The organism is Rhodoblastus sphagnicola, assembly GCF_002937075.1.
In the GTDB taxonomy this organism is placed as follows: Bacteria; Pseudomonadota; Alphaproteobacteria; order Rhizobiales; family Beijerinckiaceae; genus Rhodoblastus; species Rhodoblastus sphagnicola.
The window spans coordinates 18,133-31,893 of the sequence record NZ_NHSJ01000138.1; the positions used below are offsets into that span (position 1 = coordinate 18,133).

Below are 13,761 nucleotides of genomic sequence, written 5' to 3' on the forward strand. Positions count from 1 at the left end.
CCGCGAGCCTCGGCTCGCGGGATTTTCTTTTGCGCGGCGCGCCAAAGCCATTCTTGCCAAGCGGGGCGCGCGGGTTTAGCAAGGCCGCCAATCCCCAAACGATCCGCAAAGAGGCTTATGATGGCGAGCTATAATATCTTCCTGCTTCCCGGCGATGGCATCGGGCCGGAAGTGACGGCGGAAGTGGAAAAGGTCGCTCACGTCATCTCCGGCGCGGGTCTCGCCAAGTTCGAGTTCGAAAAGGGTCTGGTTGGCGGTTCGGCCTATGACGCGCACGGACAAGCCATTTCCGAGGCGGATATGGCGCGCGCGCAGGCCGCCGACGCCGTGCTGCTCGCCGCCGTGGGCGGCCCCAAATGGGCCGATGTCCCCTACGAGGTGCGCCCGGAAGCGGGCCTGCTGCGGTTGCGAAAAGATTTGGGGCTGTTCGCCAATCTGCGGCCCGCGCTGTGCTATCGGGCGCTCGCCGAGGCCTCCTCGCTCAAGCGCGAGTTGGTCGAAGGCCTCGACATCATGATCGTGCGCGAACTGACCGGCGGCGTCTATTTCGGCGAGCCGAAGGAGATCACCAATCTGCCCAACGGCCAGAAGCGCGCCGTCGACACCCAGGTCTACGAGACCTACGAGATCGAACGCATCGCGGCGGTCGCTTTCGAAATGGCGCGCAAGCGCGGCAACAAGGTCACGTCCTCCGAAAAGAACAATGTGATGAAGTCCGGCGTGCTGTGGAAGGAAGTGGTCACCGACGTCCACAAGAAATCCTACCCCGACGTGCAACTCGAACACATGCTGGCGGATGCGCTGGGCATGCAGCTCGTGCGCTACCCCAAGCAGTTCGACGTGATCGTCACCGACAATCTGTTCGGCGACCTGCTGTCGGATGTCGCCTCCATGCTCACGGGATCGCTGGGCATGCTGCCCTCGGCCTCGCTGGGCGCGGCCGACGCCAGCGGCAAGCGCAAGGCGATGTATGAGCCCGTGCACGGCTCGGCCCCGGATATCGCCGGGAAGGGGATCGCCAACCCGATCGCCATGATCGGCTCGTTCGGCATGGCGCTGCGTTATTCCTTCGGCCTGATCGAAGCCGCCGACCTCATCGAAAAAGCCATTTCCGATGTGCTCGCCGCCGGCCTGCGCACCGCCGACATCAAGGGCGACGCGACATCGAGTGTTTCAACCTCGGCGATGGGCGACGCGATCGCCAACGCGCTGAAAAAGGCGCTTTGAAAATCCGGCGGCGCGAAAGCGCCGCCTTTTTATTTCAGGAAAACGTAGATATCGACCTTGAGCGCCTGATCGCCGGCGTCCTTGCCTTCAGTCAGATAGTCCTCGAGATAGACGTTGGTCGCCTCCAGGCCCTTCTCGTCGAGATAGGCGGTGATGGCGTCGTAGGTGGTGTCGATGTCGTCATAGCTGCCGGTGTGGGTGAACTTGATCGCCTTTCCGGCCGGCGTTGCGCCGAGCAGCGCGCCATTTATCAGATCGGGCTTGCCCGATGGGGCCTCGACCGGCAGCAGCGCGTCGAACTTGAACCCGGCGTCGTCGGTTTCGGTGAAAGCGGCCATGGCGTGGTTAACGGGTTTCAACCCGGCCTTTTGCGCCGCCGCGCGCAGCTTTTCGAGGCCGTCCTTGATTTTGGCGTAGCCTTCCTCCCAATTCGCCGAACTGTGAAGCACCAGCGCGGGACGCGCCGCGATGTCGGAAGGTTTCAGCGATTCTTCGGGCGGGACGGCGGCGGGCGGCTCCGTGACCGCGGGTTTGGGGACTGAAGCGCCTGCGGGCGGCGTGGCTGGGGGCGTGGCCGGCGGCGTTGGCGTCTGCGCCGCGCTCGAAACGGTCGCGACGGCCAGCGCCAACATGCCGAACAGTGGCGCGCCGCAGAAACCAAAAAAGCCGTTCTTCATGGCAAGCTCCAACGGAAAAATCCAGATGGGTTCAGCAGGCCGCGGTGGCCCCGCGCCGGCTTTTCTCTTATATACCGCCTAAACCGGACATGAACGGCGGGCAAGCATGGACATGGGGCTCTCTGGCGCTTTTGCGCAAAATCCTTTGGTCGGGCGCGAGGTTCACAAGATGAACGGCGCTGGCAACGCCATCCTCGTGCTGGACTTGCGCGGCGCCGGTTTCCTGCCCCGGCCGGAGGACGCCCGCGCCCTGGCGCGCGCGCCGGGTCTCGCCTATGACCAGTTGATGGTGCTCGGCGACGCCGCCGCGCGCGACGAGACCGCGTTCATGACCATTTTCAACCAGGACGGTTCGCGGTCGGCGTCCTGCGGCAATGGCACGCGCTGCGTCGCGCATTATCTTGCGGAGCAAACCGGCGCCACCGAGTTGCGGCTCGCCACCTCCGCCGGCAAGCTGAAAGTGTCGCGCGAAGGACCGCTGGCCTATACGGTCGACATGGGTCCGCCGCGTCTCGGCTGGCGCGACATTCCGCTGGCGCGCGAGGTCGACACGGCCTCGGTCGAACTTGGCCATTTCGGCCTGCCGTCGGCGTCTTGCGTCAGCATGGGCAATCCCCATGCGATCTTCTTCGTCGAGGAAATCGACGCCTTCAATCTGGAAGTGATCGGCCCGAAACTCGAATTCGATCCGATGTTTCCGCAACGGGCCAACATCTCGCTGGCGCAGCCTCTGGCGTCGGACCATATCCGGCTGAAAGTTTGGGAGCGGGGGACGGGCCTGACTCTGGCTTGCGGCACCGCCGCCTGCGCCACCGGCGTCGCCGCCGCGCGCGCGGGGCTGGCGGGGCGTTTCGCAAGGATTTCGCTGCCGGGCGGCGATCTGCTCATCCATTGGCGCGAGGCCGACGATCACGTCGAAATGACCGGCCCGGTCGAGGTGGAATTCAGCCGTGTGCTCGATGCGGCGGTTTTTTCGGGCCAAGATGAAAGCTGAACCCGACGCGAGTCCGGAAGTCGTCACGTTCGGCTGCCGGCTCAACATGGTCGAGTCGGAGGTGATGCGCGCCCTCGCCGAACAGGGGCTTGAAAAGAACCTGGTGATCGTCAACACCTGCGCCGTCACCGCCGAGGCGACGCGGCAGGCGCGGCAGGCGATCCGCCGCATCGCCCGCGAAAGACCGGAGAGCCGCATCGTCGTCACCGGCTGCGCGGCGCAGATCGCCCCGGAGACCTTTGTCGCCATGCCCGAAGTGGCGCATGTCCTGGGCAATGCCGAAAAGACCGTGGCCACGAGCTGGGACCATTTCGCCTCCCGGGAAAACGTCGCGCCTATCGCGCGGGCGCGGCGCGGCAATGCGCCGGCGCCGCTGCTTTCCGCGCTCGAAGGCCACACGCGCGCCTTCCTCGCTGTCCAGAATGGTTGCGACCATTGCTGCACCTTTTGCGTCATCCCTCAGGGGCGCGGCCCGTCGCGCTCCGTCGCGGAAGACGAAGTTCTGGCGCAGGCGCGCCGCTTCGTCGAGACAGGGCACAAGGAGCTTGTGCTCACCGGCGTCGATCTGACCTCGTGGGGCGGCGATCTCGTCGGGGCGCCGAGACTTGGCCGTCTCGTGCGGCTTCTGCTGCGCGAATTGCCGAAACTGCCGCGTCTGCGGCTGTCGTCGATCGACTGCATCGAGGCTGATGACGATCTGGTCGCCGCCTTCGCTCATGAAGAGCGATTGACGCCCTATCTGCACCTTTCGCTGCAATCGGGCGACGATCTCATTCTCAAGCGGATGAAACGGCGCCACAGCCGCGCCCAAGCGGTGGATTTCTGCGCGAGCTTGCGTGAAAAACGCCCGGACATGGCTTTCGGCGCCGATCTGATCGCCGGATTTCCCACGGAAGACGAGGAGGCCGCGGCGCGCAGCCGCGCATTGGTTAGGGAGTGCGGCCTCGCCTTTCTCCACGTATTCCCGTTTTCCGCGCGCCCGGAAACGCCGGCGGCGCGGATGAAGCCGGTCGCCGCCGCGACCGTCAAGGCGCGCGCCGCCGCCCTGCGCGCGGAGGGCGATCTGGCCCTGGAGCGCCATCTCGCCCGGCAGGTCGGGCGTCGCGTGCAAATCCTCGCCGAGCGTGGCGGCATGGGGCGATCGGCCGATTTCACGCCGGCGAAAACCTTTGGCTTTCCGCCCGGCGCCCTGTTCGAGGCCGATGTCTTGGGGGTTTCCGCCGGTTCGCTCGACATAACCGCCGATTCATCATGAATTCAAAAGCCTCGCGTTCGGTAACGTCGCCGCCGTCAATTTGAGGCAAATTGTCGGAGTTTCGGAGCGTGTCGGGGGAACGCGAGGGGAATGGCGGACAGCACGACATTTGACGGCGGGGGCGACGTCCCGCTTTTTGTCGCGGAGACGCCGCCGCGTCGCGTGTCCAATGAGCGCGCCAACATTGACGCGCTGCGCGAAAAGGTGCGCGAACTCGGCCTCGATCTCAAACGCAACTGGAGCGAGGCTTCCGAGCGTTCGGTGGAAGCTCCGTCTCCCGTCGCCGAACCGCCCGCCCAACAACCCGCGCGAACAGAGCCGGCCCGAAAAGAATGGCTTGACCGGCTCTCAGACGAATATCGTGAGGATTTTCTCGCCCAACCGCCTGCGAATCCCACGGCGGCGGTTTCGGAAGGCGAGGAGCGCCATCCCCTGGCCAATCGCGCCTATGCGTTGGGACGGCTGGCCTTCGCGCTGGAAAGCGCGATCAAACCCCCGGTCGCCGCTCTGTTCGGCTTTGCGTCCGCATATGGCGGCCTTGTGCTCAAGACCCTGCTCGGGGTCTTGCTGCTGCTGGCGGCGCAGGGCCTGTTGCGCGATTGGCCCAAACCCGTGCAGCCGGCGCCGCCGTCCGTCGCGCCCATCGCCTGGATCGAAATCGCCAAGCCCTATCCGCTGTTTGATCTGTCGGCGCCCATTCTTGGCCGCGCGCAGCCGCTTTACAGCGCGCGCCGTCACGTGGCGGGCGGCGGTCGCGAAGACGTGATGACCTTCGGTCAGTTCGCTGGCCCGAAGCCTTTCCTGCGTGTCGGCGTCTATCGTCACGGAACCGAGGACGCCTCCGATCCCGGCTATTTCGTCGATATGGCGCGGCGCGCCTCCGCGACCGGGCTTGGCGTTACCGAAGCCGATCTGCCGCAGGCGCTGCAAACGCGATTCGGCGATTTCGAGTCGGGGGCCTTGCAGCTTTCCGGCGCGGCCGGCGTCAAGCGTGGGAATTGTCGCGGCTTTCGGGTCGAGGTCGCGGCGCCGGCCCTGACGATGGGCGGCTTGATGTGCGGCGGCGGTGACGAAAAGGTCAGCGCGACCGACCTGGCCTGCGTCATCGATCGGCTGGACCTGCTTGCCGCCGGCCAGGATCGCGCGCTCAGCGATTTCTTCGGCGCGGCGGGGACCCGGAAAAGCCGGGCCTGCGCCGAGGCGACCCGAAGAAAATAGACGGGCGAGCGGCTATCGCGGACCCGTCCAAAGCGTTAGAATCGAAGAATCTCAGCAGGAGTGTCCCATGCGCCGCATTTCCGTTTTAATTCTGGCGATCGCCGCCGCTGGTCTGGGGGCTTCCTCCGCCTTTGCTCAAAGCCACGAAATCGAGGTCAAGAAGCATCGCAGCTTCCTGGACTCGGGCAATGTCGTTCCGGTGGGAACGGAGAATCGCTATGTGGTGGACAGCGCCCGGCTGAACTACGGCGCGCCCGGCGGCGCGGCGCGGCGCGACGATCTCCACCAGGGGCTTCTGCCCAGTCCAGGCGAACCCGTGGGCGAATCGCCCCGCTGACGCGGAAAAGAGATTTGGGTCGGGCTACGGATGTTCGACCGGGTTAGGGATGTTGGACGAGGAGTGGCGTGATCGCCGCTCCTCTGGCGTGCGCTTGAGCAATCGTTGAGGGTCGTCGGGGGCGTCCTAATCGGTTCGGCGGCGGGTTTTCAAACCAAGTCCCCCTTGCCAGCCGAGGCGCCGGAAGCCATAAGACCGCAAGTTAAAAACTGTGCGGTCTCCCATGACGAACTTTCCAGAACGCGTCTTTTCCGGCATCCAGCCGACCGGTAATCTGCATCTCGGCAATTATCTGGGCGCAATCGTCAAGTTCGTGGCCTTGCAGGAGACCCACGAGTGCCTGTTCTGCGTGGTCGATTTGCACGCGATCACCATGCCGCAGGCGCCCGACGAATTGCGCCAGGCCATACGCAGGATCGCCGCGGCCTATATCGCTTCGGGCATCGATCCCGTCAGGAACATCATCTTCAATCAGAGCCAGGTTTCGGAGCATTCGGAGCTTGCCTGGGTGTTCAATTGCGTCGCCCGCATGGGCTGGCTCAACCGCATGACCCAATTCAAGGACAAGGCCGGCAAGGACCGGGAGAACGTCTCCATCGGCCTGTTCGCCTACCCGACCCTGATGGCGGCGGACATCCTGCTCTATCGCGCCACGCATGTGCCGGTCGGCGAGGATCAGAAGCAGCATGTCGAACTCACGCGCGACGTCGCGCAGAAGTTCAACAATGACTACAGCGAGTCGATCGCGGCGCGTGGCCACACGGCGGGCTTCTTCCCTCTGCCCGAGCCGCTGATCCAGGGGCCGGCGGCGCGAGTCATGAGCCTGCGCGACGGCTCGAAGAAAATGTCGAAATCCGATGCTTCCGAGTTTTCGCGCCTCAATCTTTCCGACGACGCCGACGCGATCAACCAGAAGATCCGCAAGGCCAAGACCGACCCGGAACCGCTTCCCACCGAACTGGAAGGCTTGAAAGGCCGCCCCGAAGCGGAAAACCTGATCGGGATTTTTTCGGCGCTGTCCGGCGTCACGCCCGAAAAGGTGCTCGCCGATTTCGGCGGGGCGCAGTTTTCCTCCTTCAAGCAGTCGCTTGCCGATCTCGCCATTCACAAGCTCGGCCCGATCGGCGCGGAAATGCGGCGGCTGGAAGGCGATCCCGGCTATATCGATCAGATCCTGCGCGATGGCGCGGTGCGCGCGCGCGCGATCGCGCAGCCGATCATGAATGAGGTCAAGGACATCGTCGGCCTGCTGCGCTGACGTTGCGGCCAAACGAAATTTTCCCTTCCCTTGGCCTGCATTGCCCCTATCTTAGCAGCATCCCCATCGCCGGCCTTGAACCGGCTGATTTCGGAGTGACGACATGTTCATCCAGACCGAGTCTACCCCCAATCCCGCGACCTTGAAATTTCTGCCCGGCGCTTCCGTGGCGCAGGAGGGCGTGTGGGACCTGCGCTCGCCCGACGAGGCCAGCGTGTCGCCCCTGGCGCAGGCGATCTTCTCGATCGAGGGCGTGAGCGGCGTGTTTCTCGGTTCGGACTTCATTTCGGTCACCAAGGCCGATGGGGAGTGGCAGAACCTTAAGCCGGCCATTCTCGGCGCCATCATGGAGCACTTTATGTCCGGGCGGCCGGTTCTGTCCGCCGACGCCAACGCCTCCGGCCAGACGTCGCTGGAGCAGTTCGCGCCCGAGGACGCGGAGACCGTCGCGGCCATCAAGGATCTGCTGGAAACGCGCGTTCGTCCCGCCCTTGCGGGCGACGGCGGCGACATTGTGTTTCGCGGATTCAAGGACGGCATCGTCTATTTGCAGTTGAAGGGCGCCTGCTCCGGCTGTCCGTCCTCGACCGCGACCCTCAAGCGCGGCATTCAGAACCTGATCTGCCACTTCCTGCCGCAGGTCACGTCGGTCGAGGAAGTCTGATCATCCGCAATTTGCGAACTCCGGTCGCCCGATCATGCGCATACTCGCGATAGATACGTCGCTGCCGGCCGTCTCCGTCGGCGTTTTCGACAGCGAGGCGCAACAGGTGGTGGTCCGCGAGACCTTGCCCATGCAAAAGGGCCACGCGGAAGCCTTGATGCCGATGCTCGAACGCGTGGTCGCGCAGGTGAGCGGCGGCTTCGCCTCGCTCGACCGCGTCGCGGTGACGGTTGGTCCGGGGTCGTTCACCGGCATACGCATCGGCGTGGCCGCCGCGCGGGGTATCGCCCTGGCCCTCGGGATCGAGGCGGTTGGCGTTTCGACCCTTGCCGCCTTGGCGACGCCGCTGCTGTTTTCGCAGGACGCACAGGTCGTCGTCGCCGCAATCGACGCCCTGCACGGGAATATCTATTTCTCGGCTTGTGGCTCCAGCGGTCGAATCCTGACCTCGCCGCGAATCGCTCCGATTACCGAGGCATGCCGCCTGTTGGGCGCCGGGCGGGTCGTGGCCGTCGGCAGCGGCGCGGATGCGCTTAGCGAAGCGGCGAAGGCGTTGGGCCACGAAATTAGCGTTGCCGGACAGGAGCCTTGGCCGGATATCGTCGCTGTCGCCAAATTGGGGGTCGTCGCCGATCCCCAGACGGCTCCGGCGCGCCCCGTTTATCTCAAGGCGCCCGATGTCACTCTTCCCGCCAAGTCTTCGGGTCTTCCGCGCGCAGTCCAATGAAAATTCCAGAACTCTTGCGAAAAAAACCGGAGTTCAGTCTGCCGCGACTGCTGAAAGTCGGCGACGCCAGCGATTGTTCAAGTCTCCACGCAACCGGCTTCGCGCATCCGTGGAGCGCCAGCGAGTTTGAGGCGCTGCTGGCCGATCCGTCATGCCTGAGCGTGGGCGTGGCGTTGAAATCGGAACTCGCGGGTTATCTGATGTCGCGCGTCGCCAGCGACGAGGCCGAGGTCTTGACCATCGTCGTCGCTCCGACCCTGCGGACGTTTGGCTGCGCGCAGCGTTTGCTGCTGGATCATTTGTCACGTTTGGCGGCGCGCGGCGTCACCGTTGTGTTTCTTGAGGTCGACGCCGAGAACGAAGCCGCAATGGCCCTCTATCGGCGCAATGGTTTTGTCGAGGTTGGCCGACGCAAGGCCTATTACGCGCGAGCGGAAGGCGCCCGGGGCGATGCGCTGGTGATGCGAAGAAATCTGGGTTGATTCGGGCTGCTGTCATAAAATTGTGATCTTTGGCGCCTAACCGGCGCTATGCCCTATCTTCGCGCATTCCTTCTTGTGATCGCTCTCATCGGCTTCTACCTCCTGGCGACGCCGCTGCAACGGTTGGCGCGCCGTCGCGGATGGCGGCTGGCCGAGAAGATTCCTCCCTTTTTCGCCAGAACCGTCTGTTTTCTGCTTGGTCTGCGCGTCGTTTTCGATGGGGCGGCTCTCGGCCCAAAACCGCGCATGATCGTCTCCAACCATGTGTCCTGGAGCGACATTCTCGTTTTCGCCAGCCGCGAGACCCCCTGTTTCGTCGCCAAGAGCGAAGTGGCGGATTGGCCTGTCTTCGGCGCCTTCGCGCGCGCGCAGGATACGATTTTCGTGAAACGGGACAGCCGTTCCGACGTCGCGCGCGTCAATGCGGCCATGGCGGAAAAGATGCGGGCGGGCGAAGACGTCCTGCTCTACGGCGAAGGCACCTCCAGCGACGGCGCCGATGTTCTGGCGTTCAAGCCGTCGCTTTTCGCCGCCGCGCGCGACCTGTTGCGGCTCTATCCGGAGGTCGCGGCCGTCACCATCCAGCCGGCCGCCATCGCCTATGTCGCGTCGCGCGGCAAAAAGCTCGACGCGGAAGGTCGCCGCGTCCTGGCCTGGTTCGGCGACGCGGAGCTTGCGCCGCATATCTGGACCTTGCTCAAGCACGCGCCGGTCGATTGCCGCGTGCGCTTTGGCGAAGCTCTGGCATACGGCGCCGAGACCGACCGAAAGGCGATCGCGGCGGAGACGGAGGCGCGGGTCAGGCGTCTGGCCGCAGCGCTGGTCGCCTGAAACTCCAGCAACAAATTGCGTCGCGCTTCTTATCGGCAAACGCGAAATCGGCTATAAAGAGCCTACGTCTCCCTTCCGAGGACATTTCGCGATTTTGAAACCTGCATCCGAGCGCAACGAGTCCGCCGCAATCGAGGCGCGCGCGCCCAAAAAGCTGTTCATAAAGTCCTTCGGCTGCCAGATGAACGTCTACGACGCCACGCGCATGGCGGATGTCCTGGCGCCCGAGGGATATGAAGAGACCGCGCAGCCCGAGCAAGCCGATCTCATCGTCCTGAACACATGCCACATCCGCGAAAGGGCCTCCGAAAAGGTGTTTTCGGAACTCGGCAAGCTGCGCGAACTCAAGGAAGACCGCAAGGCTCGGGGACAAACCACGCGCATCGCCGTCGCCGGCTGCGTCGCCCAGGCGGAAGGCGCCGAGATCCTGCGCAAGCAGCGCGCCGTCGATCTGGTCGTCGGCCCTCAGAATTATCACCGCTTGCCCGATCTGGTGCGCGAAAGCTTTATGGCCCCCGTCGTCGACACGGAATTTCCAGTCGAGGACAAGTTTGATTATCTGACGCCCCCGAGCGAAGAAAAAATCCGTGAGCGCGGCGTCTCCGCCTTTCTGACGGTGCAGGAAGGTTGCGACAAATTCTGTACGTTCTGCGTGGTGCCTTACACGCGTGGCGCCGAGGTTTCGCGTCCGGCGGCGAAAATCGTGGCGGAAGCCGAGGCTTTGGCGCGCGCGGGCGTTCGCGAGATCACCCTGCTCGGACAGAATGTCGACGCCTATCATGGGATGGGGGAAGACGGCGCGACCTGGTCGCTGGCGCGACTGCTGCGGCGTCTCGCGCGGATCGAGGGCGTTTTGCGGCTGCGGTTTACCACCAGCCATCCCAATGACATGACGGATGACCTGATCGAGGCGTTCGCGGACCTGCCCGCCCTCATGCCGTTCCTGCATCTGCCGGTGCAGTCGGGATCGGATGCGATCCTCCGGGCGATGAATCGCGGCCACGGCGCCCGCGATTACACCAGCCTCATCGAAAAAATCCGCCGCGCGCGCCCGGATCTCGCCCTGTCCTCGGACTTCATCGTCGGCTTTCCCGGCGAGACGGAGGCCGATTTCCAGGCCACGCTCGATCTGATCGCCGAGGTTCGGTTCGCTTCGAATTTCTCATTCAAATATTCGCCTCGGCCGGGGACGCCGGGCGCCGAACTCGCGGACCAGGTGGACGAGGCCGTCAAGACCGAACGTCTGCATCGCCTTCAGGCGCTGGTCGAGAGCCAGCGTCAGCACTTCAACGCCAGTCTGGTCGGTCGGATCACGCCGGTGCTGTTCGAGAAGCCGGGGCGTCACGAGGGGCAGGTCGCCGGCAAGTCGCCTTACCTGCAACCGGTTCAAATCGATGGAAGCGTGGATTTGATCGGGCGGGAGGTTCTCGTCGAAATCATGCGGTGCGGGTCGAACTCCCTGTTTGGCCGCCTCGTCGAAACCCCGGAAAGGGCGATCTGAATGACGGCTTCGCCAGATCGGGTCGCGGAGGCCGAACAGACGGTTTCGCTGGACGACAACCGCACGGCGTCAATGGTGTTCGGCCATTACGATCAAAATCTCGCGCGCATCGAGCGGCGGTTGAACGTTTCCCTTAACGCCAACGGCAATCATGTCGTCATCAAGGGCGCGACCGAAGCGGTCGGTCACGCGCAGCGTGTGCTGCAAATTCTGTTCGAGCGCGCGCGCGCCGGGCAGCCGGCGACGCTTGGCGACGTTGACGGCGCGATGGAGGAATGCGCGTTGCAAGGTAGCCTGTTTCCCGGCGAAACGCCGGGGTCGCGCTCCAATTTCGAGCAGATCGCGACGCGCAAGAAAGGGGTGCGCGCGCGAACGAGCGCGCAGGATTTTTACATTCGCGAATTGAGACAACGCGAACTGGTGTTCGCGGCGGGGCCTGCCGGCACCGGGAAAACCTGGCTTGCGGTCGGACATGCGGTGTCCCTGCTCGAACAGGGCGCGGTGGAGCGCCTGATTCTGTCGCGTCCCGCCGTCGAGGCCGGCGAGAGGCTGGGCTTTCTTCCGGGCGACATGCGCGAAAAGGTCGATCCCTATCTGCGGCCGATCTACGACGCCCTGCAGGACTTCATGGACCCGCGCATGGTCGAGCGCGGCATGCAGACGGGCATGATCGAGGTCGCGCCGCTCGCCTTCATGCGTGGCCGCACTCTGTCCAACGCCTGCGTTCTGCTGGATGAGGCGCAAAATGCGACGACCATGCAGATGAAAATGTTCCTGACCCGCCTTGGCGAGGGGTCGCGCATGATCGTCACCGGCGATCCCAGCCAGACCGACCTGCCCGTGGGCCAGAAGTCCGGCTTGAGCGAGGCGATCACGCTGTTGTCGGGCCTTGAGGGCATTGGCCACGTGACCTTCACCGAGGCCGATGTGGTCCGCCATGATCTGGTGCGACGTATCGTCGCTGCTTACGAAGGCGCCGACCGGCAGGCGAAGACGCCAAATCGCGGCTCCAAGGATTGGTCGTTATGAACCTGTCCGTCGAAACCAGCGTGGAATGCGACAGTTGGCGGTCAATCGCCAATCTCGATGCGTTGATCGGGCAATGCCTCGCGGCGGCTCTGGCCGAAACCGATGAGCGCTTGCGCGAGGGCGCCGAGGTCAGCCTGCTGTTTTGCGACGATGCGCGAATCCGCGCGCTGAACGCCCAGTTCAGGGGAATGGACAAACCGACCAATGTCTTGTCCTTTCCCGGGCCTGAACCGCTGGAGACCGCGCATGTGCTGGGCGACATCGCCATCGCCTACGAGACGGTGGCGCGTGAGGCTGTGGAACAGGGCAAGGCGCTGCCGGACCACTTGTGTCATCTGATCGTTCACGGCTTTCTCCATCTTCTCGGCTACGACCACGAAACCGATGAGGAGGCCGAAGCCATGGAGGCCGATGAGGCGCGCGCGCTGCAAAGCATGGGAATCGCCGATCCTTACCGCGAACCTCCAACTCCTGAAGGCCATTGACCATGGGCGCGCCGGAACGCGACAGCGACGAATCCAATTTAGCCGAGCGAAGTTCGAGCCGCGGGTCGATTGTCGAACGCCTGCGCGCGATGTTCGGCCTTTCGGGCGCCTCCATCCGCGACGATATCGAGGACGCGTTGGAGGACGACGCGATTTCCGAGGATTTCAGCCCCTATGAACGGGAGATGCTGAAGAACGTCCTGGCGTTGCACGATCTCAAGGTCAGCGACGTCATGGTGCCGCGCGCGGACATTATTGCGATCCCCATCGAGTTGCAGTTGAGCGAGGTCCTCGCGACGTTTCGCACCGCCGGCCATTCCCGCCTGCCGGTTCATGGCGAAACGCTGGACGATCCGCGCGGCATGGTTCACATCCGCGATTTCGTGGATTTTGTCGCCTCTTCGGCGGAAAAGGCCCTGTTGGCGCCGCAGGGACAGGCGCAAGGCGAAGAGCGCGCCGCTTCCGGGCCGCGGTTCGTGCGCGTCGATCTTTCGGTTCGACTTGAGACCGCCGGAATCCTTCGGCCCGTTCTCTATGCGCCGCCCTCGATGCCCGCGCTCGACCTGCTCGTCAAGATGCAGGCGACGCGAACCCATATGGCCCTGGTCATCGACGAATACGGCGGCACCGACGGGCTGGTTTCCATTGAAGACATTGTCGAAATGATCGTCGGCGACATCGAGGACGAGCATGATCTCGACGAAAATCCAAAAATCGAATCTGTCGCGCCCGGCGTCTATGTCGCGGATGCGCGCGTTGGGCTGGAGGATGCGGCCGAGATCACGGGACTCGATCTCACCAGATATGGCGAACAGGAAGAGGTCGATACGATCGGCGGGTTGGCGACGGCTTTCGCCGGAAGGGTTCCCATCCGTGGGGAGGTTGTGGCCAGTCCGGACAAGTCGTTCGAATTCGACATTCTCGACGCCGACCCGCGCCGGCTGAAAAAGCTCAAGATCCGCGCCATCGTGATGGACGCCGCGCGAAACCAGAAGGGCGAGGGCGAATCGTAAAGCTCTTTTGCAAAACGCCCTGCTTTTTGCATTAGTGTCTCACCTGATTCGACCCCCTCGCCC

General features: G+C 64.1%; 15 protein-coding genes. 14 read left to right on the top strand and 1 reads right to left on the bottom strand.

All coding sequences use genetic code 11. The features are described from left to right. The first annotated feature begins 120 nt into the window (after nucleotides 1-120). Nucleotides 121-1,227: a 3-isopropylmalate dehydrogenase gene (leuB, locus tag CCR94_RS23370; RefSeq protein WP_104510760.1), complete on the top strand. Its 1,107-nt coding sequence runs from the start codon at nucleotides 121-123 to the stop codon at nucleotides 1,225-1,227. Nucleotides 1,228-1,256: 29 nt separating this feature from the next. On the opposite strand, the gene CCR94_RS23375 is transcribed toward leuB, so the two are convergent. Next, nucleotides 1,257-1,904 carry a GyrI-like domain-containing protein gene (locus CCR94_RS23375; RefSeq protein WP_104510682.1) on the bottom strand — a complete coding sequence of 216 codons (648 nt, stop codon included), beginning with the start codon at nucleotides 1,902-1,904 and terminating at the stop codon, nucleotides 1,257-1,259. 106 nt (nucleotides 1,905-2,010) lie between these two features. Here CCR94_RS23375 and dapF point away from each other — a divergent pair, with 106 nt between their 5' ends. From dapF to CCR94_RS23440, 13 genes are all read left to right on the top strand, one after another. Beyond that, on the top strand, nucleotides 2,011-2,898 hold the full coding sequence (gene dapF / locus CCR94_RS23380) for a diaminopimelate epimerase (protein ID WP_244594208.1): 888 nt from the start codon (nucleotides 2,011-2,013) through the stop codon (nucleotides 2,896-2,898). Then, entirely contained in the window at nucleotides 2,888-4,153 is a 1,266-nt protein-coding gene (gene mtaB / locus CCR94_RS23385) for a tRNA (N(6)-L-threonylcarbamoyladenosine(37)-C(2))-methylthiotransferase MtaB (protein WP_104510684.1), read from the top strand. The genes dapF and mtaB overlap by 11 nt, the downstream gene beginning before the upstream one ends. A gap of 90 nt (nucleotides 4,154-4,243) precedes the next feature. Next, nucleotides 4,244-5,371 (top strand): hypothetical protein, encoded by a 1,128-nt coding sequence (locus CCR94_RS23390; protein WP_104510685.1) that lies wholly within the window; start codon nucleotides 4,244-4,246, stop codon nucleotides 5,369-5,371. Nucleotides 5,372-5,438: 67 nt separating this feature from the next. Beyond that, nucleotides 5,439-5,708, top strand: a complete 270-nt coding sequence (locus CCR94_RS23395; RefSeq protein WP_104510686.1) for a hypothetical protein — start codon at nucleotides 5,439-5,441, stop codon at nucleotides 5,706-5,708. A 223-nt stretch (nucleotides 5,709-5,931) separates the two neighbouring features. Then, complete coding sequence (trpS, locus tag CCR94_RS23400) at nucleotides 5,932-6,966, top strand: tryptophan--tRNA ligase (RefSeq protein WP_104510687.1); 1,035 nt, start codon at nucleotides 5,932-5,934, stop codon at nucleotides 6,964-6,966. A gap of 103 nt (nucleotides 6,967-7,069) precedes the next feature. Continuing rightward, a complete protein-coding gene (locus tag CCR94_RS23405) occupies nucleotides 7,070-7,630 on the top strand; it encodes a NifU family protein (protein ID WP_104510688.1) in 561 nt (186 codons plus the stop codon). Between the two features lie 34 nt (nucleotides 7,631-7,664). Beyond that, the gene (gene tsaB / locus CCR94_RS23410) at nucleotides 7,665-8,357 is read left to right on the top strand and encodes a tRNA (adenosine(37)-N6)-threonylcarbamoyltransferase complex dimerization subunit type 1 TsaB (protein WP_104510689.1); all 693 of its coding nucleotides are present in this window, start codon (nucleotides 7,665-7,667) and stop codon (nucleotides 8,355-8,357) included. Next, nucleotides 8,354-8,839: a ribosomal protein S18-alanine N-acetyltransferase gene (gene rimI, locus CCR94_RS23415; RefSeq protein ID WP_104510690.1), complete on the top strand. Its 486-nt coding sequence runs from the start codon at nucleotides 8,354-8,356 to the stop codon at nucleotides 8,837-8,839. Before tsaB ends, rimI begins: the two co-directional genes overlap by 4 nt. A 75-nt stretch (nucleotides 8,840-8,914) precedes the next feature. Continuing rightward, on the top strand, nucleotides 8,915-9,670 hold the full coding sequence (locus tag CCR94_RS26250; protein WP_158254887.1) for a lysophospholipid acyltransferase family protein: 756 nt from the start codon (nucleotides 8,915-8,917) through the stop codon (nucleotides 9,668-9,670). Between the two features lie 130 nt (nucleotides 9,671-9,800). Beyond that, nucleotides 9,801-11,171 (top strand): tRNA (N6-isopentenyl adenosine(37)-C2)-methylthiotransferase MiaB, encoded by a 1,371-nt coding sequence (gene miaB, locus CCR94_RS23425; protein ID WP_275112841.1) that lies wholly within the window; start codon nucleotides 9,801-9,803, stop codon nucleotides 11,169-11,171. Next, on the top strand, nucleotides 11,172-12,200 hold the full coding sequence (locus tag CCR94_RS23430; protein WP_104510693.1) for a PhoH family protein: 1,029 nt from the start codon (nucleotides 11,172-11,174) through the stop codon (nucleotides 12,198-12,200). After that, on the top strand, nucleotides 12,197-12,685 hold the full coding sequence (gene ybeY / locus CCR94_RS23435) for an rRNA maturation RNase YbeY (RefSeq protein WP_184421370.1): 489 nt from the start codon (nucleotides 12,197-12,199) through the stop codon (nucleotides 12,683-12,685). Before CCR94_RS23430 ends, ybeY begins: the two co-directional genes overlap by 4 nt. Nucleotides 12,686-12,687: 2 nt before the next feature. Further along, nucleotides 12,688-13,698 carry a hemolysin family protein gene (locus CCR94_RS23440; RefSeq protein ID WP_104510694.1) on the top strand — a complete coding sequence of 337 codons (1,011 nt, stop codon included), beginning with the start codon at nucleotides 12,688-12,690 and terminating at the stop codon, nucleotides 13,696-13,698. Nucleotides 13,699-13,761 lie beyond the last annotated feature (63 nt).

Bases quoted from the DNA above. Each gene is read 5' to 3' on its own strand.
- CCR94_RS23405 (WP_104510688.1), top strand. From the start codon at position 7,070: ATGTTCATCCAGACCGAGTCTACCCCCAATCCCGCGACCTTGAAATTT.
- ybeY (WP_184421370.1), top strand. From the start codon at position 12,197: ATGAACCTGTCCGTCGAAACCAGCGTGGAATGCGACAGTTGGCGGTCA.
- tsaB (WP_104510689.1), top strand. From the start codon at position 7,665: ATGCGCATACTCGCGATAGATACGTCGCTGCCGGCCGTCTCCGTCGGC.
- CCR94_RS23430 (WP_104510693.1), top strand. From the start codon at position 11,172: ATGACGGCTTCGCCAGATCGGGTCGCGGAGGCCGAACAGACGGTTTCG.
- CCR94_RS23375 (WP_104510682.1), bottom strand. From the start codon at position 1,904: ATGAAGAACGGCTTTTTTGGTTTCTGCGGCGCGCCACTGTTCGGCATG.
- CCR94_RS23395 (WP_104510686.1), top strand. From the start codon at position 5,439: ATGCGCCGCATTTCCGTTTTAATTCTGGCGATCGCCGCCGCTGGTCTG.
- CCR94_RS23390 (WP_104510685.1), top strand. From the start codon at position 4,244: ATGGCGGACAGCACGACATTTGACGGCGGGGGCGACGTCCCGCTTTTT.
- rimI (WP_104510690.1), top strand. From the start codon at position 8,354: ATGAAAATTCCAGAACTCTTGCGAAAAAAACCGGAGTTCAGTCTGCCG.
- leuB (WP_104510760.1), top strand. From the start codon at position 121: ATGGCGAGCTATAATATCTTCCTGCTTCCCGGCGATGGCATCGGGCCG.
- dapF (WP_244594208.1), top strand. From the start codon at position 2,011: ATGGACATGGGGCTCTCTGGCGCTTTTGCGCAAAATCCTTTGGTCGGG.
- trpS (WP_104510687.1), top strand. From the start codon at position 5,932: ATGACGAACTTTCCAGAACGCGTCTTTTCCGGCATCCAGCCGACCGGT.
- CCR94_RS23440 (WP_104510694.1), top strand. From the start codon at position 12,688: ATGGGCGCGCCGGAACGCGACAGCGACGAATCCAATTTAGCCGAGCGA.
- mtaB (WP_104510684.1), top strand. From the start codon at position 2,888: ATGAAAGCTGAACCCGACGCGAGTCCGGAAGTCGTCACGTTCGGCTGC.